This window comes from Sandaracinus amylolyticus, assembly GCF_000737325.1.
GTDB lineage: Bacteria > Myxococcota_A > Polyangia > Polyangiales > Sandaracinaceae > Sandaracinus > Sandaracinus amylolyticus.
In genome coordinates this window covers 785644-811467 of the sequence record NZ_CP011125.1, presented here as the reverse complement: position 1 = coordinate 811467, position 25824 = coordinate 785644, and the positions used below count along the sequence as shown (strand labels likewise).

General features: G+C 71.9%; 17 protein-coding genes. 8 read left to right on the top strand and 9 right to left on the bottom strand.

Annotated features, from left to right (window positions below; all coding sequences use genetic code 11):
- Positions 1–30 precede the first annotated feature (30 nt).
- The 4 genes from DB32_RS03245 to DB32_RS03230 all read right to left on the bottom strand — a co-directional run bounded on the left by DB32_RS03245 (position 31) and on the right by DB32_RS03230 (position 10214).
- Positions 31–2079, bottom strand: coding sequence for an ATP-dependent DNA helicase (locus DB32_RS03245; RefSeq protein WP_053230950.1), 2049 nt, complete (start codon positions 2077–2079; stop codon positions 31–33).
- A 40-nt stretch (positions 2080–2119) separates the two neighbouring features.
- Positions 2120–4966, bottom strand: coding sequence for a response regulator (locus DB32_RS03240; protein WP_053230949.1), 2847 nt, complete (start codon positions 4964–4966; stop codon positions 2120–2122).
- Positions 4959–6128 (bottom strand): FIST signal transduction protein, encoded by a 1170-nt coding sequence (locus DB32_RS03235; protein ID WP_053230948.1) that lies wholly within the window; start codon positions 6126–6128, stop codon positions 4959–4961. The genes DB32_RS03240 and DB32_RS03235 overlap by 8 nt, the downstream gene beginning before the upstream one ends.
- A gap of 198 nt (positions 6129–6326) precedes the next feature.
- On the bottom strand, positions 6327–10214 hold the full coding sequence (locus tag DB32_RS03230) for a serine/threonine-protein kinase (RefSeq protein ID WP_053230947.1): 3888 nt from the start codon (positions 10212–10214) through the stop codon (positions 6327–6329).
- 109 nt (positions 10215–10323) lie between these two features.
- Between DB32_RS03230 and DB32_RS47910 the strand changes: the two genes are divergently transcribed.
- The 5 genes from DB32_RS47910 (at position 10324) to DB32_RS03205 (ending at position 17253) form a co-directional block, all read left to right on the top strand.
- On the top strand, positions 10324–12516 hold the full coding sequence (locus tag DB32_RS47910) for a hypothetical protein (RefSeq protein ID WP_053230946.1): 2193 nt from the start codon (positions 10324–10326) through the stop codon (positions 12514–12516).
- Positions 12513–13025, top strand: a complete 513-nt coding sequence (locus DB32_RS03220) for a ferric reductase-like transmembrane domain-containing protein (protein WP_053230945.1) — start codon at positions 12513–12515, stop codon at positions 13023–13025. Before DB32_RS47910 ends, DB32_RS03220 begins: the two co-directional genes overlap by 4 nt.
- Positions 13026–13032: 7 nt before the next feature.
- The gene (locus tag DB32_RS03215) at positions 13033–14157 is read left to right on the top strand and encodes a 1-acyl-sn-glycerol-3-phosphate acyltransferase (RefSeq protein WP_169791318.1); all 1125 of its coding nucleotides are present in this window, start codon (positions 13033–13035) and stop codon (positions 14155–14157) included.
- Between the two features lie 352 nt (positions 14158–14509).
- Positions 14510–16282: an RNB domain-containing ribonuclease gene (locus DB32_RS03210; protein WP_053230943.1), complete on the top strand. Its 1773-nt coding sequence runs from the start codon at positions 14510–14512 to the stop codon at positions 16280–16282.
- The gene (locus tag DB32_RS03205) at positions 16279–17253 is read left to right on the top strand and encodes a pyridoxal-phosphate dependent enzyme (protein WP_053230942.1); all 975 of its coding nucleotides are present in this window, start codon (positions 16279–16281) and stop codon (positions 17251–17253) included. Before DB32_RS03210 ends, DB32_RS03205 begins: the two co-directional genes overlap by 4 nt.
- Here DB32_RS03205 and DB32_RS03200 read toward each other — a convergent pair.
- From DB32_RS03200 to DB32_RS46340, 3 genes are all read right to left on the bottom strand, one after another.
- Positions 17237–18436 carry a multidrug effflux MFS transporter gene (locus tag DB32_RS03200; RefSeq protein ID WP_053230941.1) on the bottom strand — a complete coding sequence of 400 codons (1200 nt, stop codon included), beginning with the start codon at positions 18434–18436 and terminating at the stop codon, positions 17237–17239. The genes DB32_RS03205 and DB32_RS03200 overlap by 17 nt on opposite strands.
- 72 nt (positions 18437–18508) lie before the next feature.
- The gene (locus DB32_RS03195) at positions 18509–19987 is read right to left on the bottom strand and encodes a hypothetical protein (protein WP_053230940.1); all 1479 of its coding nucleotides are present in this window, start codon (positions 19985–19987) and stop codon (positions 18509–18511) included.
- Positions 19988–20075: 88 nt separating this feature from the next.
- Positions 20076–20246: a hypothetical protein gene (locus DB32_RS46340; RefSeq protein ID WP_157068670.1), complete on the bottom strand. Its 171-nt coding sequence runs from the start codon at positions 20244–20246 to the stop codon at positions 20076–20078.
- Positions 20247–20326: 80 nt separating this feature from the next.
- Between DB32_RS46340 and DB32_RS03190 the strand changes: the two genes are divergently transcribed.
- Both DB32_RS03190 and DB32_RS50135 read left to right on the top strand, forming a co-directional pair.
- Positions 20327–21442 carry a tryptophan 2,3-dioxygenase family protein gene (locus DB32_RS03190; protein WP_053238663.1) on the top strand — a complete coding sequence of 372 codons (1116 nt, stop codon included), beginning with the start codon at positions 20327–20329 and terminating at the stop codon, positions 21440–21442.
- A gap of 165 nt (positions 21443–21607) precedes the next feature.
- Positions 21608–22441, top strand: coding sequence for a hypothetical protein (locus tag DB32_RS50135; RefSeq protein ID WP_157068669.1), 834 nt, complete (start codon positions 21608–21610; stop codon positions 22439–22441).
- 135 nt (positions 22442–22576) lie between these two features.
- On the opposite strand, the gene DB32_RS03180 is transcribed toward DB32_RS50135, so the two are convergent.
- Positions 22577–23725: a trypsin-like serine peptidase gene (locus DB32_RS03180; protein WP_157068668.1), complete on the bottom strand. Its 1149-nt coding sequence runs from the start codon at positions 23723–23725 to the stop codon at positions 22577–22579.
- Positions 23726–24329: 604 nt separating this feature from the next.
- On the opposite strand from DB32_RS03180, the gene DB32_RS03175 reads away from it, so the two are divergent.
- The gene (locus DB32_RS03175; protein ID WP_157068667.1) at positions 24330–24710 is read left to right on the top strand and encodes a hypothetical protein; all 381 of its coding nucleotides are present in this window, start codon (positions 24330–24332) and stop codon (positions 24708–24710) included.
- Here DB32_RS03175 and DB32_RS03170 read toward each other — a convergent pair whose 3' ends face one another.
- Positions 24711–25799 carry an oxidoreductase gene (locus DB32_RS03170; protein ID WP_053230936.1) on the bottom strand — a complete coding sequence of 363 codons (1089 nt, stop codon included), beginning with the start codon at positions 25797–25799 and terminating at the stop codon, positions 24711–24713.
- Between the last annotated feature and the right edge of the window lie 25 nt (positions 25800–25824).

The following is a 25824-nucleotide window of genomic DNA, read 5'->3' as shown; positions in this document are numbered from 1 at the left end:
CGTCCGCAGCTTGCTACGGAAATCGTAGCGCTACGATTTCCGTAGCAGCGCGAGCAGGTCCTGCTGTCCGCGCCAGAAGTCCTCGACCTCGGCGAACGAGTGGCAGCGGCGCGCGTCGGGCAGCGAGCGCAGGAGCACCTTGCCGTAGCCCTTCTTGCGCACGCGCGCGTCGAGCAGCGCGACGACGCCGCGATCGCGCTTGGTGCGGATCAGGCGCCCGAAGCCCTGCTTGAGCGCGAGCGCGGCCGAGGGCACGAGGTACTCCATGAACGGGCTGCCGCCCTGCTCTTCGATCCGCTGACAGCGCGCCTCCACGAGCGGATCGCTGGGCACCTCGAAGGGCAGCTTGTCGATCACCACGAGACGCAGCGCGCGCCCCGGCACGTCGACGCCCTCCCAGAACGACTGCGTCGCGAAGAGCACCGCGTCGCCTGCGACGCGGAAGCGATCGAGCAGCACGTTCTTGGGCGCGTCGCCCTGGGTCATCGTGACGACGCGTCGTGCCGCGAGCGCGGGACGCAGGCGTCGCGCGAGCTCGCTCATCACGCGCACGCTGGTGCACAGCACGAACGCGCCGCCTCCGGTGAGCGCGATCAGCGCGTCGAGCTCGGCGGCGGCGAGCGAGAGGAACGCGGGATCGCGCGGATCGGGGAGATCGGGGAGATAGAGCGCGGCCTGCTGCGCGTAGTCGAACGGTGAGGGCAGCACCTCTTCGTCGACCTCGAAGTCGATGCCGAGGCGCTGCTTGGTGAACGCGAAGGGCGTGCTCGGCGCGGGGGTCGCGGGCGCGGGCACGTCTCCGTCGGGCACGACGATGCTCGTCGGTGCGGGCTCGAGCGCGTTCGTCGCGGCGCGGCCGGTCGCGAGCGTCGCGGACGCGAACACGATCGACTTGAGGCGATGCAGGACCTCGTCGCGGAAGAGCGAGCTCACGTCCACCGGGCTCGCGCCGAGCGACACGCTGCGGCCGCGCTGCTGGGTCCACGTGACGTGCGAGTGGCTCGGCTCGGCGATGGTGCCGATCGCGGTGCGCACCTGCTCGGCGCGGCGCGCGGTGTGAGCCATCACCTCGCCCATCACGATGCGCCCGCGCGCGTGCTCGGCGAGCGCCTCGAGCGCGACGTCGAGCGCGAACAGCGCGTCGCGCACCTTCGACGAGAGCGCGGACTCGGGCAGCGGATTGCGTCCACCCTCGGGCCCCGTGGTGCGCGGCAGCGCGGCCCAGAGATCGTCGGCGCGCAGGACGACGACGCGGAGGAGACGTTGCGATTCCTCGTCGAGGGCGCCCACCGATGCGAAGGCGCGCTCGGCGTCGCGCAGCAGCACGTCGATGCGCTGCGAGGAGAGCTGCACGCCGAAGAACGCGGTCGCGACGTCTTCGATCTGATGCGCCTCGTCGAAGATCACCGCGTCGTGATCGGGCAGGACGCCGCCGCCGTGCGCGCGCAGCGCGAGGTCGGCGAAGAAGAGGTGATGGTTGACCACGACGAGGTGCGCTTCGTCGGCGCGCCGTCGTGCCTTGGTGACGAAGCAGTCGTCGTAGTGGCGGCACGCGCGCCCGATGCGCGTGTCGGAGCCGCTCTGGATCGCGGTCCAGATCGCGGCGTCCTCGGGCAGATCGACGAGCTCGGCGCGATCACCGGTCTCGGTGCGCTCCTTCCACTCGCGCACGATCGGGAGCATGCGCGCGATGTCGGGCTTCGTGAGCGAGTCCGCGGAGTGCGTGAGCTCGCCGTAGCGGCGCAGGCAGAGATAGTTGGGCAGCCCCTTGAGGACCGTGATCGAGATCGGGCGGCCGAGCGCGCGCTCGAGGCGCGGCACGTCGTGCTCGACGAGCTGATCCTGCAGCGTGCGCGTGCCGGTCGAGATGATCACGCGACGCCGCGAGGAGAGCGCGGCGGGCACGAGGTACGCGAGCGTCTTGCCGGTGCCGGTGCCCGCCTCGATCAGCGCGACGCCGTCGTGATCGAGCGCGCGCTCGACGAGCTCGGCCATGCGGAGCTGCGACGGACGGCGCTCGTATCCCTCGATCGCCGCCTCGAGCAGGCCTCCTTCGCCGAGCACGTCCCGCGCGCGCATGAGCGCTGTGCATAGCGCTCTTCGGATCGCGCGGGAAGCCTCAGCTCTGCGTGGCCGCGACCGCGGCGAGGTGCTTGCGGATCGTCGAGATCAGGAGCTCTCGATCGACCGGCTTCGTGAGGTATCCGTCGCAGCCGGCGGCGCGCGCGCGCGCCTGGTCCTCGCGGCTCGCGTGCGCGGTGAGCGCGATGACCGGGATCGACGCGAGCGTGCTCGCCTTGAGGCGCCGCGTCGCTTCCCATCCGTCGAGGCGCGGCAGCGAGAGATCCATGAGGATCAGGTCCGGATGATCGCGGTTCGCGCGGTCGAGGCCGTGCTCGCCGTCCTCCGCTTCGATGACGTCGAACGTGCCCGCGAGGTAGCGCCGCACGACGTCGCGGTTCTGCGCGGAGTCCTCCACGTAGAGCACGCGCGGCAGCTTCACTGCGCCGACGCGCTGCTCGAGGAGGAGACGCTTCGCCTCGGCGACGACCTTGTCGATCGACACGCCGTTCTTCTTCACGACGGTCGCGATTCCGTCGCGCAGGAGCCGCTGCTCCTCGTCGGAGAGCTCCTTGCCGCTGAGCACGACGACCGGCGACGTGATGCCCTCGCGGCGGATCTGATCGAGCAGCGCGAAGCCGCTCATCCCCGGCATCACGAGGTCGAGCACGATGAGCCCCGGGCGCGTGACGCGCGCGCGCAGCAGCGCGTCCTCGCCGCTGCGCGCTTCGGCTGCCGAGAAGCCCGCTGCGCGGAGGTGACGACACACCAGCTCTCGCGTCGGCGGGTCGTCGTCGACGACGAGCACCTCGCCGCGATCGGCGCCGACGCTGCGGCTCACCACGTCGACCAGCCGCGCCGCCTCGAAGGGCTTCACGAGGTACTCGCACGCGCCGAGCGAGAGCCCGCGCGTGCGCTGCTCCTCGACCGAGATGATGATCACCGGCGTGGTCGCGAACGCGGGATCGCTCTTCAGCTCCGCGAGCACCGACCAGCCGTCGAGCTTCGGCAGGTGCACGTCGAGCACGATCGCGCTCGGGCGATGCTCGCGCGCGGCGGTGAGCGCGGCGACGCCATCGGTCGCGAGCCGCACCGTGACGCCTTCGCGCTCGAGCTCGGCCTTGAGGAGCTGGTGGATCAGCGGATCGTCGTCGACCACGAGCACCGTGGTGCCCGGGACGATCTCGAAGCGATCCGAGCCACGACCGGTCTTCACGGTGGTGCGCGACTCGCCCGCCGCGAACACACCGGGCAGGCGCACGCGGAACACGGAGCCGCGACCGAGCGTGCTCGTCGCGTCGACGTTGCCGCCGAGCACGCGACAGAGCTCGCGCACGATCGCGAGGCCGAGGCCGGTTCCGCCGACCTTGCGCGTGCTCGAGCCGTCGACCTGCCGGAACTTCTCGAACACGAACGGCAGCTGATCGGGCGGGATGCCCGCGCCGGTGTCCTCCACCGAGAGCACGAGGGTGTCCGCCTCGCGCTTCACGTCGACGACGACCTCGCCCGCCTCCGTGAACTTCGCCGCGTTCGAGAGCAGGTTGAGGAGGATCTGACGGAGCTTGAGCCCGTCGGTGTCGATCGTGTCGAGCTCGGGCGGGATGGTTGCGTAGATCTCGACCTGCTTGCCTTGCGCGTACTCGCGCACCGTCGCGATGCATTCGTCGACGAGCGGGCGCAGCTCGACCTGCTCGCGCACGACGTCGACGTGGCCGGACTCGATCTTCGAGAGATCGAGGATGTCGTTGATCAGGCCGAGCAGCGCCTTCGCGTTCGCTTTGACGACGTTGAGGTCGCGTCGTCCGTGCGGCGTGAGGCGCGAGCCCTCTTCGCGCATCAGGAGATCGCAGTAGCCGAGGATGCCGTTCAGCGGGGTGCGAATCTCGTGCGAGAAATTCGCGAGGAATTCGCTCTTGAGGCGCGCGGCGGACTCGATCTCGCGGGCGCGCTCTTCCTCGATGCGCTTCGCTTTCGCGAGGTCCTGCGCGAGGCGATCGAGATCTTCGTTCTGCTGGCGGATGATCTCCATCTGCAGCGCGCGCTGCTGATAGCTCGCGAGGGTGCGGGCCGAGACCGCGCGCGACTTCTTGAGCTCCTCGAGGCTCGCTTCGAGGCGACGGTTCGCTTCGCGCAGCGCTTCCTCGGCCTGGCGACGCTGGGTCACCTCCTCGGTCACGCCCATCACGTAGCGACGACCATCGCGATCGGTGATCGGCACCTTGCGGGTGCGCCACCACAGGTCGACGCCGTTGGCGCGCGCGACCTCGTCCTTGATCGTCACCTGATCGCTCGCGAGCACCGCGCGATCGTCGGCGGCGAACGCGTCGGCCTGCTCGGGCGGGAGGTACTCGTGGTCGAGCTTCCCGAGCAGCTGCTCGCGCGGGATGCCCATGAAGTCGACCATGAGCTGGTTGACGACGCGCAGGCGCAGCTCGTCCGCGTCCTTCACGAAGAGGACGAACGGCATGTTGTCGACGATCGCCTGGACCAGCGAGGCCGAGGTGGCCTCGGGCGCGGGCCAGTCCTTCGCTCGGCCCGCGGCGCGCGAGAGCTCGCGGAGCAGCGCGGGCCCGAGGCGCGCGAGCTGATCGAGGCTCACGTAGTCGAGCGCGCCGCCGCGGATCATCGCGTCGCGCATCTCGCGATCGTCGTGCGCGGGAGCGAGCGCGATCATCGGGATCGACAGGCCGCGCGAGCTCCACGCGTGGCGCGCGGCGGGCGCGTCGAGCGTCGCGAGCGAGACGACGATCGCGTCGGGCGGATCGGCGAGCGCGGCGATCAACGCGTCGGCGGTGGAGACCGTGTCGGTGGTGACGTGGAGCTCGGCGCGCGCGAGCTCGGAGGTGACGAGCGACGCCACGTCGGGCGTGGCGACGATCAGCACGCGGCGTGCGCTCTCAGTCATCGTTCTTCCCGAACGCGAGCGCGGTGAGCGTCGTGTTGATCTGGAACCCCGAGTAGATCTCGAAGAACACGTTGAGGCCCGCGGAGGGCGGGGCCTTCGTGAACGCCTTCGAGAGCGCGGCGTGCTCGCCCTTGCCCTTCGCGTACCAGTCGCGCGCGGTGCAGTGGAAGAGGAGCGCGGCGGTGGGATCGCCGCCGACGCGACGCGGGAGCTCTTCTTCGAAGAAGCGCTGCGTGGACGCGGCGAGATCGTCGAGCTGCATGAGCTCGAGCTCGACGCCCTCGTCGATGAGGTTCGCGAAGAGGATCGAGCCGTCGTCGAGCGGCTTCCACGGGGCGCGGATGAAGTGCTCGCGGCCGACCTTGAGCGCGGTGGGACGCCGCGCGAAGCCGCCGGGCTTGCCGAACTCGAGATCGTCGACGGTCACGCCGAGGAGCTCGGCGTAGCGCTTCGCGGCGGGCTTGCCGTCGATCTCGAGCGCGCGCGTGCAGGTCTCGTCGATCTTGGTGATGCGGAGCGTCTCGCCGGTCGGGCGATACCAGTGCGAGCGCAGCGCGGCCCACGGCGCGCTGGTGCGGAACAGCGCGAACACGGCGGCGTCGGTGACGACCTCGCCGTCGACGTGGAGCACCGCAGACTGCTTCGCGGGATCGGACTCGGCGCAGTTGGCGCCGCCGCCGACGAGCGTGAGCGCGGGGTTGCGATCGAGGACGCCGAGGAGGAGCTCTTCCTTCTTGAAGCGGAAGCCGTCGTCGATGACGAGGCCGACGTGGCGGCGGGGGTCGAGCTCTTGGGGGCGCACGCCGAGCTCGTCGCAGGCGCGCTGCATCGCGCGCGCGCCGGCGCCGATCGCGTCGGCGGAGAGGTCGGCGCCGAGGCCGAGCGCGACGTCGAAGTCGCCGGTGAGCGCGGAGAGGACGACGGTGCCGTCGTGGATGCCGTCGCGATCGATCTCGCCGGCGGTGCTCGCGCCGATGATGCGCGTGCCGCGAGGCAGGCGCGCGCGGAGCGCCGCGTTGAGGGCGCGGTGGTCGCGGTCGCTCGAGGCGAAGACCGTGACGAGCTTCGGGGTGACCGAGCCGAGCGAGGTGAGGAGCGCCTCGGCGGCGCGCTCGGGGTCTCGCTCGGACGTGCGGGCGCTGGTGAGATCGATGCGGGCCATGAGGCGCTCCTGGCGGCGCGGACGGTTCCGTCCGGCTTGGGAAGTTCCGGCAGGAGAGTACCAGGAGCCGTCCGTGGTTGAGCTTTCGTCGTGGTGGGTTTTCGCGGGACGGGATTGGTGCAGGCACGCTGCCCCAAAAACCGACCGTGGTTGAGTTTCTTAGCCCAAACCGAGGACACCCCCGCTCCAGGACACCCCTCACCGCGCCAGCCGCCCGACCACCTCCGCGTGCTCCGCGATCCCGAGGAACGACTCCCGCACCCGCTCGTCCCTCATCGCGCTCGCCCGCGAGCGCACCCGCGCCGCTGCCTCCGCGATCACCCGCTGCGCTTCGTCGCGCCGACCCGCCGCGCCGAGCGCGTCCGCGCGCGCCAACCGCAGCGCGACGTCGCCCGCGACCGACCCCGCCCCCGCGAGCGCCAGCCCTCGCTCGACGACCCCGAGCGCACCCTCCGCATCCCCCCCCGCCAGCCGCGCACGCGCCAGCGTCACGCACGCCTCGGCGCGGATCCCCGGCGGGAACCGCTCCCCCGCGACCACGCTCTCCGCCTCGCGCGCCGCACCCTCGACGTCACCGCGCATCAGCAGGATCGCCGCACCGCTCGCGCGCGCCCGCGCCTCGGTCACCGGGTCGCCCGAGACCCTCGCCTGTGCGAGGCACGCCCGCGCGATCGACTCCGCCTCGGCGACCTCTCCTCGCCGCGCCAGCGGCAACACGAGCTGCGCACGCGCGCGCTCGGCGTACGCGAGGAGCCCCATCGCGCGCGCCCGATCGCTCATGCGACGTGCCTGCTCCACCGCGCGATCGCTCCAGCCGATCGCAGCGAGCGCGATCGCGAGATGGACACCCGCGATCACCGCGTAACGCAGCTGACCGCATTCCTCGAGCGCCGCCACGATCCCCTCGCCCTCGCGCACGTAGGGCTCGGGATCTCCGGTGAACAACGCGCTCACCGCGTGGAGCCACGAGCGCACCGCGATCACCAGCGCACGATCCTCTTCGTGCGCGGCGTCGGCTCCGTCCATCGCGTGCAGCATCGGCTCGGCGAGATCACCACGGCCCGCGACGAGCATCTCGATCACGGTGCGCGCGACCGCGAGCGCGTGCGTCGCGCTCGTCGTCCCGCGCGTGCGCGGGAGCTCCTCGAGCAAGCTCTTCGCGGCGAGCTCGAGCTTCGCGTGATCGCCGAGACGACATCCCGCGACCGCGAGCTCCGCTGCCGCACGCGCGCGCGGTCCGCTGCCTCGCGGGGACAGCGAGAGCGCCTCTTCCGCGAGCCGCGAGTGGTCCTCGCTCTTCGCGCCCCACCCCAGCGCTTCGGCCTGCAGGAGCCTCAGCTCACCGAGCATCGCGCCGCTCGCGCCGCACTCGACGCCGCGCTCTGCGCGCGCGATCACCGACGCGAGATCGTCGCCCTCGAGCGCCTGCTCCGCGGCCCACAGGTACCAGACGACCGCGCCCTGCGGCTCGCCTCCGCGCTCGAGGTGCTGCGCGAGCACGATCGCATCGCGCTCGCCCGCAGCCTCGAGCCACGCGCCCGCGAGCCGATGCGCGAGCTTCGCGTCGCGCGGCGTCAGCATCCCGTACGCCGCGTCGCGCACCAGCACGTGCCGGAACGAGAGCTCGCGCTCGTCGCGGAATCGCGATCCCGGATGCCGCGTCACGAGCTCGCGCTGCGCGAGATCGTCGAGCGTCGCCTCGAGCTCCTCGCGTCGCTCCTCCGAGAGCAGCGCCGCGACACCGCCGACCCAGAACACCTGACCGAACACGCTCGCCGCGCGGAGGATGCGACGCTCGCCTTGCGAGAGGCGCTCGAGGCGCGCCTGCGCCATCGCGAGCACGGTGTCGGGCAGCTCGTCGCCGCGCCCTTCGGCGACCGCGCGGATCAGCTCCTCGAGATAGAACGCGTTGCCGCCCGCGCGCTCGATCAGCGCCGCCGTCGTCGCGTCGTCGGCGCGATCGCCGAGCACCTCGCGCACCAGCTTGCGCGCCGCGCGCGGGGTCAGATCGGAGAGACGCACGTGCTGCATGCGCCGCTCGCTCCAGAGGTCGGGGAAGATCGTCGCGATCTCGGGCCGCGCGAGCGCGAGCGCGAGGAACGGGCGGTCGCGCAGCGTGCGCAGCGTCGCGTCGACGAAGCGCACCGTCGGCAGATCGCCCCAGTGCAGATCCTCGAGCACGACGACGACGGGCTGCACCGCGCACTCCGCGGCGACGAACGTCTCCCACGCGCGAAGCATCTGCTCGCCGAGGAGCGCACCGTCGTCACGCGCCGCACGGAGCGCGGGCCTTCCTTCGTCGGGGAAGCGCGCGCCGACCATCTCTCCGAGGAACTCCGCGACGCGCTGCGACTCGCTCGCCGGCACGTGACGCGAGACGCGCGCGACGAGCTTGTGCCGCCACACCTCGGGCCGCTCTCCGTCCACGAGCCCCGCGACGTGCCGCACGATCTGCCCCAGCATCCCGAACGACGAGCCCGCCGCGATGGGCTCGCCCCGCGCCATCCACACCGAGACGTTCTCGCCGCGCGACGCGATCGCGCGCAGCAGCTCGTGCGCGAGGCGCGACTTCCCGGCGCCCGCCGGCGCGGTGACGAGGATCGCGCTCGCGAGGGGCTCGCCGAAGCACTCGTCGATCGCCGCGTCGAGCATCGCCATCTCGCGCTCGCGGCCTTCGAACGGCGCAGGCTTCCCGAGGAGATTGCGCGCAGGCTCGGCGCGTACGCGCTCCGCGACGAGCTCGAGACCGTCGGCGTCACCGCCGAGCTCGAAGCGCGTGTCGAGCAGCCCCGCGGTCGTCTGATCGACGCGGATCGCGCGCGCATCACCGGGCGCGAGCTCGAGCAATGCCTCGGCGCGCGTGACCACGTCGCCGAGCTTCGCCGCGGCGGACGCGTCCCCGCGGCCCATCGCGATCGCGATGCGCGCGCGCGGCAGGATCCGTCGCATCGCGAGCGCACATCGCGCGGCGCGCGCGGCGAGATCGATCGCGACGCCGTTGCCCGCGAGCACGACGATCGGGCAGCCGTTCGCGAGGATGTCGAGGCGTCCGCCGTGCGTATCGGCCGCCGCCGCGAGCTCGCGCGTGCCGCCCTGATCGGGATCGGCGAGCACGGTCGGTCGCGTCGCGCGCGCGCGCAGATCCTCGTCCGCGAGCACCACCGACATGAGCCGCTGCTCGTCGTCGCTCACCGCAGGACCTTCGTCGTCGGCGCCGCGCACCAGCCTCGGGCGCAGCTCGTCGCCGAGCTCCGGATCGGACGCGATGGAGTCGAGCGCCGCGGCGATCTCGAGCATCGCGGGGCGATCGCGAGGCTCCTTCTGCATCATGCGGTGCACGAGCGTGTCGAGCGCGAGCGGCACGTCCTCGCGCACGTCGCTGATGCGCGGCGGATCGGCGAGCAGGATCTTCGCGAGCACCTCCATCAGACGATCGCCCGCGAACGGCGCGCGGCCGGTGAGGCACTCGAAGAGCACGCACCCGAGCGAGAACACGTCGGCGCTCGCGTCGATGTCGCGCCCCTCGCCCGCTTGCTCCGGCGCCATGTAGCCGATCGTGCCGACGACCTGGCCGGTCATCGTGACCGCGCGCGTGGCCGCGTGGAGCTGACGTGCGATGCCGAAGTCGAGCACCTTCACGCGCGCGACCTCGCCGCCGACGAGGAACACGTTGCTCGGCTTCACGTCGCGATGGACGACGCCCCTCTGGTGCGCGGCATCGAGCGCCTCGGCGACGCGACGGCCGAGCTCGAGCGACTCACGCAGCGTGAGCGGCGCGCGCGCGAGGCGACGCCCGAGGTCTTCACCCTCGAGCCACTCCATCGCGAGATACGCAGTCGGCGCGGTGGCGTGCGCGACGTAGCGGACGATGCCGGGATGCTCGAGCCGCGAGAGGAGATGGCCTTCGCGGAGGAACCGACGCTCGTGATCTTCGCCGCTCCAGTAGAGCAGCTTCAGCGCGACGCGCTCACCGGTGCGCCGATCACGCGCGCGATGGACCTCGCCCATGCCGCCCGCGCCCGCGAGCTGCTCGAGCACGAACCGATCGTCCAGCACCGTGCCCGGGCGCGCTTCTTCGCGCCTCAAGCGGGGAGCCTCGGAGAAGAAGGAACGCTGGGCGTCACGACGCTCGCATCGTCGGTCGCCGCGCGGAGCGCGGTCAAGCACGCGCGCGTCGAGTACGCTCGACGCTCTCGTGCGCCCCGGCCCGTTCCCTCCGCAGCTCGCGATCGTCGTCCTCGCGCTCGTGATCGCGGCGGTCGCGGAGGTCGCGAGCTTCGCGGGGATCGCGCTCTCGTACGTCGTCGCGTGGGTCGTCGTGAACGCCGCGCTCGCGCTCGGGATCGCGCTGCCGGCGCTCGATCGCAGACGGATGGTCGTGACCGTCGCGCTCGTCGTGATCGCGCCGACGGTCGCCGTCGCGTCGCGGATGCGAGCGCTCGCGGAGCACGAGGGGCTGATCGGGATCGAGGCGAGCGTCGGGGATCGACTGCGCCTCGAGCGCTCACCCGCGATCCATCCGGACCTCGTGCGCAGCGATCACCCGCAGCGCTACTTCGTGCGCGCCGGCGGAGCGTCGCGCGTGCGGATCACGATCGCGCCGGGCGCACGTGCGATCGACGCGGTGTCGCTCGGGCACGGCGTGTTCCGCGTCGACTACGACCCGCGCACGCACGGTGCGCCGAGCGCGACCGGCGACGTGCAGGCGCGCATCGAGGTCGACGGTGCGGTGCACGAGCGGGCGATGGAGGTGATCGCGCCGCTCGCCCATCCGCGCTGGCTTCGCGCGAACGCCGACAGGACGCGGGCGTGCACGACGAGCGAGGAGACGGACGAGCTCGTGGTGATCGACGCGCGCGGCCTCGTGCTGCGTCGCGTGCTCGACGATGCGCCGAGCGACTGCGCGTGGCTCGGCGCGCGCGTCGTCGTGGTGTTCCGGCATGCGAGCGCGCTCGCGCTCGTCGATCCATCGAGTGACGTCGTCGAGCGCGTCGAGATCGGATTGTGGGGGCATCGCGTCGCGGTGAGCGACGACACGTCGCGCATCGCGGTCGCGCACGAGGACGGACGCGTCTCGATGATCGACGCCGCGTCGCACGAGGTGACGCGCGCCGAGGTGCGCGGGCTCGCGGACTGGGTCGTGATCGTCGAGGACGCGGTGATCGTCGCGCGGCGGGCTCCGGCTGCGCTGTTCCGCATCGTGAACGGTCGCGTCGTGCGCACCCGGACGCTCGCGGCGCCGGCGGTCACGATGACGCGCGGTGTCGACGGATCGATCGTGCTCGCGACGACCGATTGGACCGAGGAGTTCACGCCGCCCGCGCACCTCGGCAACCACTACGTGCAGGATCAGATCGCGGAGCTCGACGCGCGCACGTTCGAGACGCGGCGCATGCTCCCGACCGCGCATCGCAGCCCGCGCCAGGATGCCGCGGGGGGGCTCGATCGCGGGGTCTCGCCGATCGGCATCGACGTCGCGCCGGACGGACGTTGGACGATCGCGTTCGCGGGCTCCGACGAGATCGCGACGCTCGATCCCGCGCGTGGGCTCGCGCCGCACACGATCGACGTCGCGTCGCTGGGCGTCGGCGCGCCGATCTCCGCGGTCGTGCTCGAAGGCGCGACGATCGCAGCGAGCTCGGCCGCGGGCGGGCGCGTCGTGCTGCTCGATGCGCGGAGCGGCCGACCGCGCGAGACGATCGCGCTCGCGCCCGACGACGCGACGCTGCTGCGCGACGGTCCCGACGCGCTGCGTCGTCGGTTCGGCGAGCGCGCGTTCTACGAAGGCACGCGCGCCGGGATCTCGTGTCAGAGCTGTCATCTGCACGGCGCGAGCGACGGGCTCGCGCACAACATCGGCGGGCAAGTCCTCGCGCCCACGCTCGACGTGCGCGGCGTGCGCGGCACCGCACCGTACCTGCGCGACGGGAGCTATCCGCGGATCGGCGACCTCCACGAGGTCGCGGACACGCTCTACCGCGGGTTCCGCGAGACCGCGGGCGATCGCGCGGCGACGCTCGAGGCGTGGATCGCATCGCTCCCGCCGCCGCTGCCGCTCGCGCCCGGTGATCTCGAAGCGCAACGGCACGGGCTCGACGTCTTCGTGCGGGCGGGGTGCCCCGACTGCCACGCGATGCCTGCCGCGAGCGGGCTCGGTCGCCATCCGATCGCGAGCGTGTTCCCGGACGCCGAGGCGCCCGCGGACCTCTCGCTCGATGCGCCGTCGCTGCGGGGCACCGGGCGGCGCAGCCGATGGCTGTTCGACGGACGCGCCCACACGCTCGGCGCGATCTTCATCCGCGAGAACGGCGCGGATCGCCACGGCCACACGCGAGGGCGCTCGTCCGTGGAGATCGCCGACCTCGTTCGCTTCCTGGAGTCGATGTGAGCGAGCTCGACGTGCTGCGCACGAGCGGTTGGGCGGCCGCGCTGCTCCTCGTCGCGACGCTGGCGATGACGCCGCTCTCGCGGGTCCTGCCGCGGGCGCGCTCCGCGCGGCGGGCGCTCGGGATCGCGAGCGCAATCGGCGCGTGCGCGCACGCCACGATCGCGACACGTACGTACCTCGACTGGCGCGGACTGCCGTCGGCGATCGCCGGCGTCGCGTGGCTGCGATCGGGCGCCCTCGCGTTGGCGCTGCTGCTGCCGCTGCTGATCACGTCGTTCCCGATCGCGACGCGAGCCCTGCGAATCCGCGCGTGGAAGCCGCTGCATCGGCTCGTCTACGCGGTCGCCGCGCTGGTGCTGCACCACGTGCTGCTCGCTCCGTTCGCCCCGCGCGCGTGGGGAATCGCGCTCGGCGCGGCATTCGCAGGGCTGGCGATCCTGCGGGTGACGCCCCATCGTCGCTCGAGCGAGGTCCCCGTCGCCGATGCGGGCCGCTCGGTCGAGCCGTGATGGTTCCGTGACTGAACGGTGCGTTGCCAAGTGGGCACACAGAGGCGATATGCTTGCGGCAACAAGGTTCGGCATGCGCCGGTACGACGTCGACTCCATCGACAACCGCGATCGCAAGGCGATCGAGCGGACGCTCAAGGTCCTCGAGCCGGTCCTCGAGCGCTTCTTCTCGCCGGTGATCCGCGGTCTGGACCGGGTGCCCTCGGGGCCCGGGCTGTACGTCGCGAACCACAACGGCGGGGTGCTCTTCCCGGACACCTACGTGCTCGGCGCGGCGCTCTACCGGCACGGCGGGCTCGAGGACCTGCCGTACGCGCTGGCGCACGACATGGCGGTGCGACCGCCGATCGCGAACCAGATCCTCGTGCCGCTCGGCGGTGTGCGCGCGAGCCCGGAGAACGCGCACAAGCTGTTCGAGGCGGGCCGCAAGGTGCTGGTCTATCCGGGCGGCGACGTGGAGGCGCTCCGGCCGTTCAAGGACCGCGACAAGATCGTGTTCGGCGAGCGACGCGGGTATCTGCGGCTCGCGATCGAAGAGGGTGTGCCGCTGATCCCGGTGGTCACGGCGGGCGCGCACGCGGGGCTGATGGTGCTCGACGACGGCGGGCGCATCGCGCGGTGGCTCGGGATCGATCGGCTGCTGCGCGTGAAGGTGTGCCCGGTGGTGCTGTCGGTGCCGTGGGGGCTGACGATCGGGTTCCCGCCGCCGTACGTGCCGGTGCCGACGCGGATGTTCATGGAGGTGCTCGAGCCGATGAAGCTCGAGCGCTCGGGGTCGGACGCGGCGAACGATCGGGAGTACGTCGATCGCTGCCATCGGCGTGTGGTGGGCACGATGCAGGCGGCGCTGACGCGGCTCGCGCGGGAGCGAGCGGCGGACAAGCGGACGCGGCAGCTGTCGAAGCTGGACCGGGTGGTGGACTGGATGGGGCTGTCGCCCGAGCAGCGCGATGCGATCGAGGAGCTCGCGGTGCGGTCGCACGTGATGCCGGGGCGTGAGGTGGAGCGTCCGGCGTGGACGACGCTGCCGGCGGTGGACGAGCGGGCCCGGGAAGTGGAGCTCGACGAGCTGGAGAGCGGCGAGCACGTGATCGGGACGGGCGCGCAGTCGGTGGCGGTGGCTCGGGTTTGAGGGAGTTCGCGGTCGGGGCGGGCTGCTGCTGTTTGGGGGCGGCGGGGCTCAACCACGGTCGGGGTTGGGGTCCTTGTTTGAGGGTGCTGGAGCTCAACCACGGTCGGGTTTTGTCCTGATCCGCGGGTACGAGAGCTCAACCACGGTCGGGTTTCGCCCTCGTTTGCGGATACAGACACGTGGTCCGACCTGACCGGAGCGCGCCCTCACCAAGAACAGGGCCGTCCTCGTCCAGGGGCACCGAGCTCAACCACGGTCGGTCGGACCACCCTCGCAACCATCCGCATCCACGGACATCCCACCCAACCCCGGTCGGCTGACCGCCCTCCCGACAGCCGCGTATCCTCCCCCCGTGCTTCCTCGCCCCCAGCTCCGGACCCGCTTCGCCGCGATCGTCGCTCCCGACGGCCACTCCCTCCGCGTCCTCATCGAGGACGAGCCCCTCCCGCTCATCACCCCCGCCACCCCCGGCGCGATCGTCCTCGCCCGCCGCGACGCCGACGCCGCCCACGTCCTCCGCGAGCTCGCCGCGCCCGGCACCGCTCTCGCCGAGCTCCACGCGATCGCCGCGCGCTTCGGCGTCGACATCGCCTTCCCCGACGACGTCATGTCCGAGGTCGAGCGCACCGTCGCCGACCCGCGCCTCGACGCGCCCGAGCTCGCCGACCTCGAGGCCCTCGCCTTCGTCACGATCGACTCCGCGCACGCGAAGGACCTCGACCAAGCGATCCACGTCGCGCCCCGGCCCGACGGCGGCTGGATCGTCCGCTACGCAATCGCCGACGCCGGCTCCTACGTCCCGCGCGGCAGCGCCCTCTTCGCCGAAGCGCTCCGCCGCGGCGCCAGCTACTACCTGCCCGGGCTCTCGATCCCGATGCTCCCTCGCCCGCTCTCCGAGGGCACCGTCTCGCTCAACCCCGACGGCCCGCGCCGCGCCCTCGTTTTCGAGATGCACCTCGACGCGCAGGGTCGCTCGCTCGCCACGGAGCTCGTCCGCGCGCGCATCCGCAGCCGCGCGAAGCTGAGCTTCGAGTCGGTCCAGCAGCTCTTCGACGATCCCGCTCGCAGCGAGCTCACCGGCACCGAGATGGAGCCGTCGCTCCGCGCGATGGCCGAGGTCGGCGAAGCGCGCCTCCGCGAAGCCGCCGAGCGCGACGTCGTGCGCTATCGCCGTCGCGACGTGGACGTCGCGCTCTCGAGCGCCGCCGGAGAGCGCTTCGTCGTGCTCGAAGGCGTGCGCGCCGACGTCGAGCTCTGGAACGAGCAGATCTCGCTGCTCTGCAACGCCGAAGGCGCGCGCCTCCTCGCCGAGACCGACGCGCCGTTCGTACAGCCGATCTATCGCATCCACCCGCCGCCCGATCCCGAGCGCGTCGAGAGCCTCCGCGAGGCGATCGTGCGCATCGTCGACGCGCATCGCCTCCCCGACGAGTGGAAGTGGGACGAAGGCCGCGCGAGCCTCGCGGTGTACGTCGCGTCGCTCCCGGATCACGGCCCGCATGCGCGCGTCGCGCGCGCCATCCAGCGCCAGGCGATCCTCACGAACGTCCGCTCGCGCTACGCGACCGAGCCCGCGACCCACCACGGCGTCGGCTTCGAGCCCTACGCGCGCTTCTCCGCGCCGATGCGCGAGGTCGTCGGCGTCTACCTGCACGCCGAAGCGCTCCAGATGCTGGAAGGTCGCGCCATCGACGACGAGGACGCCGAAGCGCTGCGCGAGCGCGTCGTCGAATCGGCGAACCGAAGCAAGGACGTGCAGCGCGCGATCACCGATCTCGTGAACCGCCGCGTGATCGATCGCTTGTTCGAGGCCGATCTGGCCGAGCCTCGCGCCTCCCGACGCACCTGGCGCGGCACCGTGATGGGCGTGGCGGGCAGCAAGCTGCACGTGCAGCTCGACGATCCCGGCATCGACGTGAAGGTCTATCTCTACGATCTCGCGCAGGGCTGGGGCGGCGTGTGGCTCGAGCCCGACGAGCACGGCGTCGTGCTGCGAGAGCAGAAGACCAAGCGCGTGCGCGCGATCGTCGGCGACGCGATCACGATCCGCGTGCTGAAGCGCGACGAAGGACGCGATCGATGGGTGCTCGAGGCGCTCGCGATCGGCGCGGAGGCAGAACGATGAGCGAGCGGTACGCAGCGGATCTCGCCGCGGTGCGCGAAGCGGCAGAGCGCATCAGACCGTGGGCGATCCGCACCCCGGTGATGACGTCGAGCACGATGGACGCGCGGTCGGGGCGAGAGCTCTTCTTCAAGTGCGAGACGTTCCAGCGCGTCGGCGCGTTCAAGTTCCGCGGCGCGTGCAACGCGGTGATGAAGCTCGACGACGCGACCGCGGCGCGCGGCGTCGCGACGCACTCGAGCGGCAACCACGCGCAGGCGCTCGCGCTCGCAGCGAAGCTCCGCGGCATCCCCGCGCACGTCGTCATGCCGACGAGCGCACCCGCCATCAAGAAGGAAGCAGTCCTCGGGTACGGCGCGAACGTCATCCCGTGCGCGCCGACGCTCGCCGCGCGCGAGGAGACCGCGGCGCGCGTCGTCGCCGAGACCGGCGCGACGCTGATCCCGCCCTACGATCATCCCGACGTGATCGCGGGCCAGGGCACGATCGCGCTCGAGCTCCTGGACGAGATCGCCGACCTCGACGCGATCGTGGTGCCGATCGGCGGAGGCGGGATGATCAGCGGCATCGCGCTCGCCGCGCGCGAGCTCGCGCCGCGCGTGAAGGTGATCGCCGCCGAGCCCGCCGGCGCCGACGACGCGGCGCGCAGCAAGGCGGGCGGCGCGCTCGTGCCCCAGACCGGCCCGAAGACGATCGCGGACGGGCTGCTGACCTCGCTCGGATCGCTCACCTGGCCGGTGGTGCGCGACGTCGTCGATCGAGTGATCACGGTCGACGAAGACGCGATCGTGCGCGCGATGCGGCTCGTGTTCGAGCGCATGAAGCTCGTCATCGAGCCGAGCGCCGCCGTCGGCGTGGCGGTCGCGCTGAGCGACGCCATGCGCGAGGTCGAGGGCGCGCAGCGCGTCGGCGTGGTGCTGTGCGGCGGGAACGTCGCTCTCGATCGACTGCCGTGGATCACCCGACCGGCGTGACGCGCGCGAGCGCATGCGCACGGAACAAGAAGATCAGCGAGACCGCCGCGCACCCGAGCATCACGGTCGTCATCGCGCGCGGCGTTCCGTCGGAGAGCAGGCCCACCGCAGCCGACGAGAGCGCGGCGATCGCGAGCTGCATCGTCCCGAGCAGCGCCGAAGCCAGGCCGGCGCGTGCGTGCTGGTGCTCGAGCGCGACCGCGGTCGCGTTGGGGTTGGTGAGGCCGAGCGTCGCCACGTAGATCCAGATGAGCGACGCGTGGACGAACACGCCGCCGTCGATCGCGGTCAGTCGGAGCACGACCGCGATCGCGAGCGTCACGACGATCGCGGCGCGCGCGATCGCGCCCGGCTCGGCGCGCATCAGCGCGCGTCGGTTGAGCTGCGCACTGAGCACGTAGCCCGCGGCGTTCGCGCCGAAGATCCAGGCATACGTCGCGGGCTCGAGGCCGTGATGCTCGATGAACACGAACGACGAGCCCGCGATGTACGCGAACAGGCCCGCCTGCGCGAAGCCACCGCCGAGGGCAGCCGTGACGAACACACGATCGCGCAGCACCTGCTTCGCAGCGTGCGCGATCGGCTCGGGCGGCCGCGGCGCCTGCAGGTCGCGCAGACCGATCTGCGTCGCGATGAGCGCGAGCACGCCGAAGACCGCGAGCGCGACGAAGATCGCGCGCCAGCCCGCGACCGCGAGGAGCGCGCTCCCGAGCGACGGCGCGAGCACCGGCGCAGCGCCCATCACGAGCACGAGGAGCGACATGATCCGCGCCGCATCGCGGCCCGCCCAGCGATCGCGCACGACCGCGCGCGTCACGACCATCCCCGACGAGCCGCCGACGGCTTGCAGGAAGCGCGCGGCGGCCAGCAGCTCGATCGTCGGCGCGAGCGCGCACGCGATCGCGCCGATCGTGAAGAGCACGAGGCCGATCGCGAGGGGACGACGACGTCCGAGGCGATCCGCGAGCGGGCCCCAGACGAGCTGCGCGCTCGCGAGGCCGAGGAAGAACGTCGACAGCGTGAGCTGCGTCGCGGCGGCGGAGGCGTGCAGGTCGCGCGCGATCTCGGGCAACGCGGGGAGATACGCGTCGATCGAGAGCGGCCCGATCGCGGTCAGGCCGCCCAGCAGGAGCACGAGACCGAGCGCGCCGCGCTCGGGAGTGTCGGATGTCGGAGCGCTCATCGCGACGAGCCTTCGGCGCAACGGCTCGACTGGACAGCGTGGTACAGCGCCGACGTTCGCAGTGGCAGCGCGTTAGCGCACGCGCACGGCGAGCGTGTCGTGCGCCACGATCGCGCGGAAGGCAACGTCGAGAAGATCGCGCGCGGGTACGTCCGGGCGTGCGCCGACGACCACGCGCTGGTGCGGAAGGCGCTGGATGAGCGAGTCGAGATGACCGAAGCCGATGCCGCTCTGGGGGCGGACGTCGGGCAGGCGCAGCGTGATTCGTCGCTGGCGACGTGCGAGCGCGTACCTGCCCGAGTCGACGTTCACGACGAGATCGCGGCGCGAGACGTCGCGATCGTGCATCACGATCGTGATCGGCGCCCCTCGCAGGGTTCCGTCGGCACCGCGCCGGACGAGCGCGATCGGCCCGCGCGCGATCTCCGCGACCGAGACGAGAACACGCGCGAGCACGTCGGCACGCACGCGCGGCGCGACTGCGACGGCGACGGTGCGGCGGTCGGGCCTGTGCGCGCCGACCGCCCGCGCGACCTCGGTGATCGCGGCCGGCGGGCCCGCGAAACGCCACGGCAGGCGCACCGAGTCGCTCTCGGGAAGCACACGACCGGCGTCGGCGGGAAGCACGATCTCGCCGTCGCGCACGCGCAGCGGAGGCATCGACGCGACGCGCACCTCGCGTCGGCGGACGAGGACGATCACCGATGCGCGCACCGGCTCGCCGTCTTCGCCGCCGAGGAGATCGCGGTCGCGCTCGAGCCGAGGGATCGCGTGGAGCGTCGTGGTCTCGAGGCGCGCGGTCGCGAGCGCGACGCGATCCTGCAGCGCGCGGGAGAGCGGGTCGCCCGCGCGCGCACGATCTCCGATGCGCTTCAGCGCGCGGCTGACCTCGAGCATCGACGCGAGCTCTCGGCGCGATGCGGGCGCGAGCGACGTCCACGGCGCGCTGCAGGGCGTGCTCGGCGTCGCCGTCGCGCACGGCTCGGGCGCGAACGCAGGCAGCTGCGCGGGGTCGCCGGAGATGCCGAGCGCCTCGGTCGCGGTGGCGACGAGCAACAGGTCGCGGCGCGATCCCTGGTGGCGCGACCAGTCGATCTCGCGATCTCCGCGCGCCATCGCGGCGCGCAGGTCGAGCGCGGAGAGCGCCTCGCGCGCGGGATCGCGATAGGCGACGCTCGACACGACCGCACCGAGCTCGCTGCGGAGGTGCGGCTCGAGCTCGGGCTCGGCGACGCCCAAGGTGTCGGCGATGCGCGCGACGGGGATCGCGCGCTCGGCGCCGAGCTGGCTCGCGATCAGCAGATCAATCGCGATCGACGCGCGGAGGTAGCGCGCTTCGAGCCGCGCTTCGGGCGTCGGCGCGCTGCGCGCGGTGCGCGTGAGCTCGCGCATCGCGTCGAGGGTCTCGGTGCCTTCGCGATCCCAGGGCGCCAGCACGGTGCGCACGGAGCGGATCGCCGTCGCCTGCGCGCTCGTGCGCGCTGGAGCGAGCGCGACGGAGGCGAGCAGAACGATCAGCGCGGAACGAGAGATGAGAGACGACGTCGGCATCGATATCCGACATCGTCCCCTCGCAGATTGCGAAAGGTCCGCGGCGCGTGATGCGCGCGGGCGACTCGGTGTCGCGACGCGACGCGTGTCATTCGGCGACGATCTCGACCTCGACGAAGTCGCTCTGCGGTGCGGGCGGACGCGAGGGCGCGCGCTCGATCGCGTCGCGGTGCTGCCAGTACGTGAGGAGCGCGGCGAGCACCGCGGCGAGAAGGATCCACCACTTCGTGCTCGCCTGAGACGGAACGCGAACGGCCACGTGTGATCTCTAGCACCGCGCGGCGTTGCCTCACGGTGCGCTTGGTGGTGCGCGGGCGCGCGTGGCAGGTGTCGGTCGACATGGCGCGCAAGGCGACGACGTACTGGGACTACATCAAGGTCGAGGAGATCACTTCGCTCCAGGGCGGGCTCGAGGAGAGCGACGCCGGGCTGTCGAACGACGAGGTGCTCTTCATCACCGTGCACCAGATCGACGAGCTCTGGTTGAAGCTCGCGCTGCGCGAGCTGGTGTCGGTGCGAGGACTGTTCGCGCAGGAGCGCGTGCCCGAGCAGTCGCTGGCGAGCGCGGTGCGCGGGCTGCGTCGGATGGCGCTCTTGTTCCACCACATCGCGCAGCACTTCGCGCTCATGGAGACGATGACGACGCGAGACTATCTCGCGTTCCGCGACAAGCTCTCGCCCGCGAGCGGCTTCCAGTCGGCGCAGCTGCGCGAGATCGAGATCCTGATGGGGCTGCGGGACTCGGATCGGATCGCGCTCGGGCACGAGCATGGGTACATGCAGGCGCTGCGGGCGCCGGATGGGTCGGAGTCCGCTGCGTCTCGCCGCGTTTCTGCGCGGCTCGCGGACCGACCGACGTTGAGGGAAGCGCTCGACGAGTGGCTGTTCCGGACGCCCATCCAGGGGAGCACTCCGGACCGCGCGGGTGACGCGGAGACGGTGAAACGCTTCGTCGAGCAGTACCTGGAGGCGCACGCCGGCGAGGTGAGGCGCGCACAGGAGCTCGCGATGCACGACGCGCTGACGCCGCACGACGCGGAGCGACTGCGAGCGCGCTATGAAAAAGAGGTGGGCGGAGCGCGCGCATTCCTCGAGGCGGTCGACGCGCCGGAGGAAGAGCGCGCGCGGAGAGCGCGAGTGCGCGCCGCGTTGATGTTCATCGAGAGCTATCGCGAGCTACCGCTCCTCGCGTGGCCGCGCGAGGTGATCGACGCGATCGTCGCGATCGAGCAGGCGTTCGTGATCTTCCGGCAGCGGCACGCGCGGATGGTCGAGCGCGTGATCGGACGGAGGACGGGCACCGGCGGCTCGGCCGGTGTGGACTATCTGGACCAGACCGCGCTGCGGTATCGCATCTTCCACGACGTCTGGGCAGTGCGGACGCTGTTGATCCGAGCGCAGGCGCTGCCGCCGGTGGAGACGCCGGACGCGTATACGTTGGGCGTGGGGCAGTAAGAAGGGGCGGCGGAGCTCAACCACGGTGGGTTCTGAGCGCCCGCGAGTTGCTCAAGCGGCGCGCGACACCGCACCGACCACGACACCGTGCGTCCGTGACATCGACCACGTCCCCGCCGGGAACGTGACGGCGCGATCGCCAGCACGCCATCGCGACATCGCGTCGTGATACGCGCGCCGGAACTCCCGAAGCTCGAGCACCGCCTCGCGGAGCTCCGCCGCTCTGCCTCGACCGACGGCAAAGGTCGGATTCCGTTTCCGGACTGGCTCGTGGCTCCGAGCGCGCTTGTGCGGCACGACCGACTGACAGCGACGCGCACCGAGGAACGCGGCGCCTCGCGATCTGACTTCGGCCCTCGCTTCGCGCTCTTGGCGCGCGACCTCTTCCTCGATCGCTCGGCGCATCTCCTCGGCGCTCCAGCCGCCCGCGATGCTCGGGAAAGGGCTGAGCTCGAGCTCGACCGACTCCGGCCATTGCTCGTTCTCTGGGTCGAAGAACATCGCCGGACGACGCGCCTTCAGCACACCGCGTCCGATGTCGCGAGGTCGCGTCTGTACTCCCGGCCACTCTCGGGCTTCTCGCACGAGTCCGGCGAGCACCGGATTCGCAATGGCATAGGCGCTCTTCTGCACGACCGCGTCACGCGTACGGAGCACGACGATCGACGAGGGCTCGTGATCCCAAACCGGGCCCTCCCATCGGCGAAGGACCTTCGTCCCGAGCGCGACCCAGCGATGCAGATCGCGCAGGAAATCCGGGAGAACGCCGGCGACGTCGGTGACGACGAGGTGCTCGTGCGTGCTCATCAGCGTCGCGACGTGGACGACGATCCCGTGTTTGCGCGCGGACACTGCGAGCGCGTAAACGAACAGGCTCCGCATCTGCTCGTCGGGGCGAAAGAGATGATGACGACGAAGGGTGCGGCGCGTGATCAAGACGGTGGCGCCTGGGAGGACGATGCGTGGCTGTGTCATGCCGCCGCGCTGAGCAACGACTGAGCCGGGCGCTGGAGAAGAGAAATGCTGCGCTCCATCGTGATCGATGGCGGAGCTGGTGGCGGCCGCCTGGCGGCCGCCAGGTGTTGCTCGCGCAACTCAACGTGGGTCGTCGATTTGCGACGGATCCCGAAGCGATCACACGCCGTTCGACGGCACCGCGCTCGGCGGCTCCTCCGCGTCCCGGCACGCCGGCACGTGCGCATCCCGTCGGGGACGGAAGACGCGGGCTCCGCGCACACGCACCCGGATCGTCGCGATGTCGCGAACCTCGTCGAACCTGCCAGTGACATCCATCCACACCGACCCGACGCGCTCGGTGATCGGAACCATCCGCAGGTCGAACCCGAACACGAACGCGGACGCCTGCCACGCCGGCACCTGAACGCTCAGACGGAACCGACCGCGCGAGTCGATTCGACCGGTGCGCTCGAGCTCCGCCACATCGAGGCACCCAGGAACGGGAAGCGCCCACGTCCGATCGCCACGTACTCGGCTGTCCAGATCCCAGCCGACGAGGTCCCGCGATGCGACGTCCGCGCGCTCCCACTCGAGGAGTCGCTCCGCGAGCGCCTCGCGCTGGACGTCGATCGCGGCGTCGCGCGCCTCGGCGGAGGAGACGAGCCCGCCGTCCGGGGTTCGGCTCCACGCGACGCAAGCTCCCGGAGCTGCGCCCGGCCCAACGTCGGTCGGCAAGCACGCGAGCGAGGACAGGGTGCCCACGAACGGCGCAGGTCCGGTCAACCACGGTGCGAGCAACACCGCGACACCAGGCGGCGCCAACCCAGTGCTCACGACCGCAACCACCCGTCCGGAATCATCGAGCATTGGCGAGCCCGAATTCCCCGGCACGATCGTGCAGCCAGCGATGCGCGCGATCGCGGACGGCACGATGCGGTCCGCGCTGAGCGCCTGCGGCATCACTAGACATTGCTCGCGACGCACGAACACGGTTCCGTCCGAATGCGGCGACGCGCGCACGACGTCGAAGCGCCCCTCCGGCGCGGGCGGAACGCGCGCGAGCGCGAGATGCGGCGCGTCGATCTCACGGTGCAGCAGGAGCACGGCGTGGTCGGCACCCACGTTGCGGTCTTCCCGGTGGACGACCGCAGTCACGGCGCTCCACGCGAGCGTCACCGCGTGCTCGTCCGGCAGGAAGTAGTGCAGCGACGCCGTCGGTCCCGGCGTGCCATCGGGAGCGCAGTGCGCCGCGATTACGATGCGGTCCGGTGCGATCAATGCGGCAGTGCAGAACCCGACCTGCCCGTTCGCGGCGAACGAGAGCAACGCGCCGACCGCTCGCGGACACGTACCGTCTTCGCACTCGAAGCGCGGCCACGCTGCCTCCGGCGGCGGCTCCGGAACGAGTTGGAGCTGCGCGCGCGCGGCGCTGGGCGCGAGCGACAACACCACCACCGCGAGCGCGAGGAAGCGTCGATGCATCGCACCTCCCAGCCGGTTCGGCCTCTGACAGCGTGCACGAGAGTCGGTTCCGAGGACATGGGGCCCGTGGTCGGCTGAACCTCGGACGACCAGCGCTGCCGCGGAGGCCGGGGCTCGAGCACGGTCGGTCCTGAGACGTCCGGCGGGACCGCTGCACTGCCGAAACCGCCCGCTCAGGCACACCGGAAATTCTCAGCCACACGCGGCCCCAACGGCCCACGCCGGTTCAACCACGGTCGGCCGCAAAGTGCGCCGGCGCAAGCCCGCTTCAGCCCGAAACCCGCCCCACCCGCCCCCCCCAAAACTCAACCACGGACGGCCCCACCGCGCCCGCAGCGGCACCGCCGCGCGCGGCGTCGCACACGCGAGGCGCTCGCGCGCCATCCGCGCGTGGACGTGCTCTCCCGGCATCCAGCGTTCTCGGCGCCAACCATCCAGGGCACGTCGCATGCACATCGCCCGAGACATGACCGGGTGGGGCATCGACAGTCACAACACGATCGACCGCGCACGCATCGAGGCGCGCGCTCGCAGGATGGGCACCGCCGTGCGCACCGCGTACGACGCGTTCGATCGCTGCGCGCGCTCGGGCCGCGGCGAGCTCGAGCGCGCATGGCACGAGCTCGACGATCGCGTCCAGGACCTCGCGATCATCACCGCGCTCCTTCCGGCGCACCACGTCGTGCGTCTCGCGGCCGAGCACGTCCGGATCGCCCACGCGCGCTGGACCGAGGATCCCGACGCCGAGCGCCTCCCGATCGCGCTCGCTCTCGCGCTCCTCGATCGCGCGCTCAGCGAGACCGATCGCGGCCTCGACCGCGCGGCCTGATCACGCGACGAACCCCTTCCAGTTGCGCATGTAGCGCACGAAGCCCTCGCTCAGCGCGCGCGCGCGCAACTCGTCCTCGGTGACCGGCGGCGTCCTCAGCTCGCCCTGCTCGAGCCCGTGCACGATGCGCGGCCACTCCGGGTTGGCGATCGCCGATCGCCCCAGCGCGATCGCGTCCGCGCCGTTCGCGAGCTGCGCCTCGCCCTCCTCGCGCGTCCAGATCTGCCCCGCGACGACGATCTTCACGCGCGCTCCGAGCGCCTCGCGGAAGAGCGTCGTCGCGTGCGACTCCGGTCGCTTCTTCGTGGTCAGCGCCGACCGCCACAACGACAGGTGCAGCACCTCCATCCCGTCCGCCGCGAGCCAACGCGCGACCTCGATCGTCTCGTCGAGATCGATCCCCTTCGCCTGCCCGAAGTCCTCCGGCGACAAGCGCACCGCGAGCACCAACGACGGCGCCGCCGCGCGCACCGCACGCAGCACCTCGCGGATCAGCCGCGCTCGGTTCTCGAGCGGCCCGCCCCACCGATCCGCGCGCCGGTTGTAGACACTGCTCAGGAACTGCGAGAGCAGGTATCCGTGCGCGCCGTGGAGCTCGATCGCGTCGAAGCCCGCCTCCGCACATCGACGCGCAGCGCTCGCGAAGTGCGCGATCACCCGCGCGATGTCCTCCTCGGTCCCGGCGCGCGGCGTGATCGTGCCGGGCTCCTCGTGCGCGCTCGCGCTCCACGTCGGCACACCGCTCACCGACGGAGTCGCGCGCAGCCCTCCGTGGAACAGCTGCACGCTGGCGAGCGCGCCCGCCTGCTTGATGCGCGCCGCGAGCCGCCGCAGCCCCGGCACCATCGCATCGTCGTGCACACCGAGCTCGCCCGGCCACGCCTTGCCGTCCTGCGACACGTGCGCTGCGCACGTCTCGATCAGCCCGAACCCACCGTCGGCACGACGCGCGAGGAACGCGAGCTCGTCGTCCGAGAGCGTCCCGTCGGGATGACTCTGCATGTTCGTCAGCGGCGCGAGCCACACGCGGTTCGGCGCGACGACGCCGGGACGGAGCACCACGGGCGAGAGGAGCAGCGGATTCGACATCGCGCGGAGGGTACCCTGCTGCGCG

Bases quoted from the DNA above. Each gene is read 5' to 3' on its own strand.
- DB32_RS03245 (WP_053230950.1), bottom strand. From the start codon at position 2,079: ATGCGCGCGCGGGACGTGCTCGGCGAAGGAGGCCTGCTCGAGGCGGCG.
- DB32_RS03240 (WP_053230949.1), bottom strand. From the start codon at position 4,966: ATGACTGAGAGCGCACGCCGCGTGCTGATCGTCGCCACGCCCGACGTG.
- DB32_RS03235 (WP_053230948.1), bottom strand. From the start codon at position 6,128: ATGGCCCGCATCGATCTCACCAGCGCCCGCACGTCCGAGCGAGACCCC.
- DB32_RS03205 (WP_053230942.1), top strand. From the start codon at position 16,279: ATGAGCGAGCGGTACGCAGCGGATCTCGCCGCGGTGCGCGAAGCGGCA.
- DB32_RS03200 (WP_053230941.1), bottom strand. From the start codon at position 18,436: ATGAGCGCTCCGACATCCGACACTCCCGAGCGCGGCGCGCTCGGTCTC.
- DB32_RS03195 (WP_053230940.1), bottom strand. From the start codon at position 19,987: ATGCCGACGTCGTCTCTCATCTCTCGTTCCGCGCTGATCGTTCTGCTC.
- DB32_RS03190 (WP_053238663.1), top strand. From the start codon at position 20,327: ATGGCGCGCAAGGCGACGACGTACTGGGACTACATCAAGGTCGAGGAG.
- DB32_RS03175 (WP_157068667.1), top strand. From the start codon at position 24,330: ATGCACATCGCCCGAGACATGACCGGGTGGGGCATCGACAGTCACAAC.
- DB32_RS03170 (WP_053230936.1), bottom strand. From the start codon at position 25,799: ATGTCGAATCCGCTGCTCCTCTCGCCCGTGGTGCTCCGTCCCGGCGTC.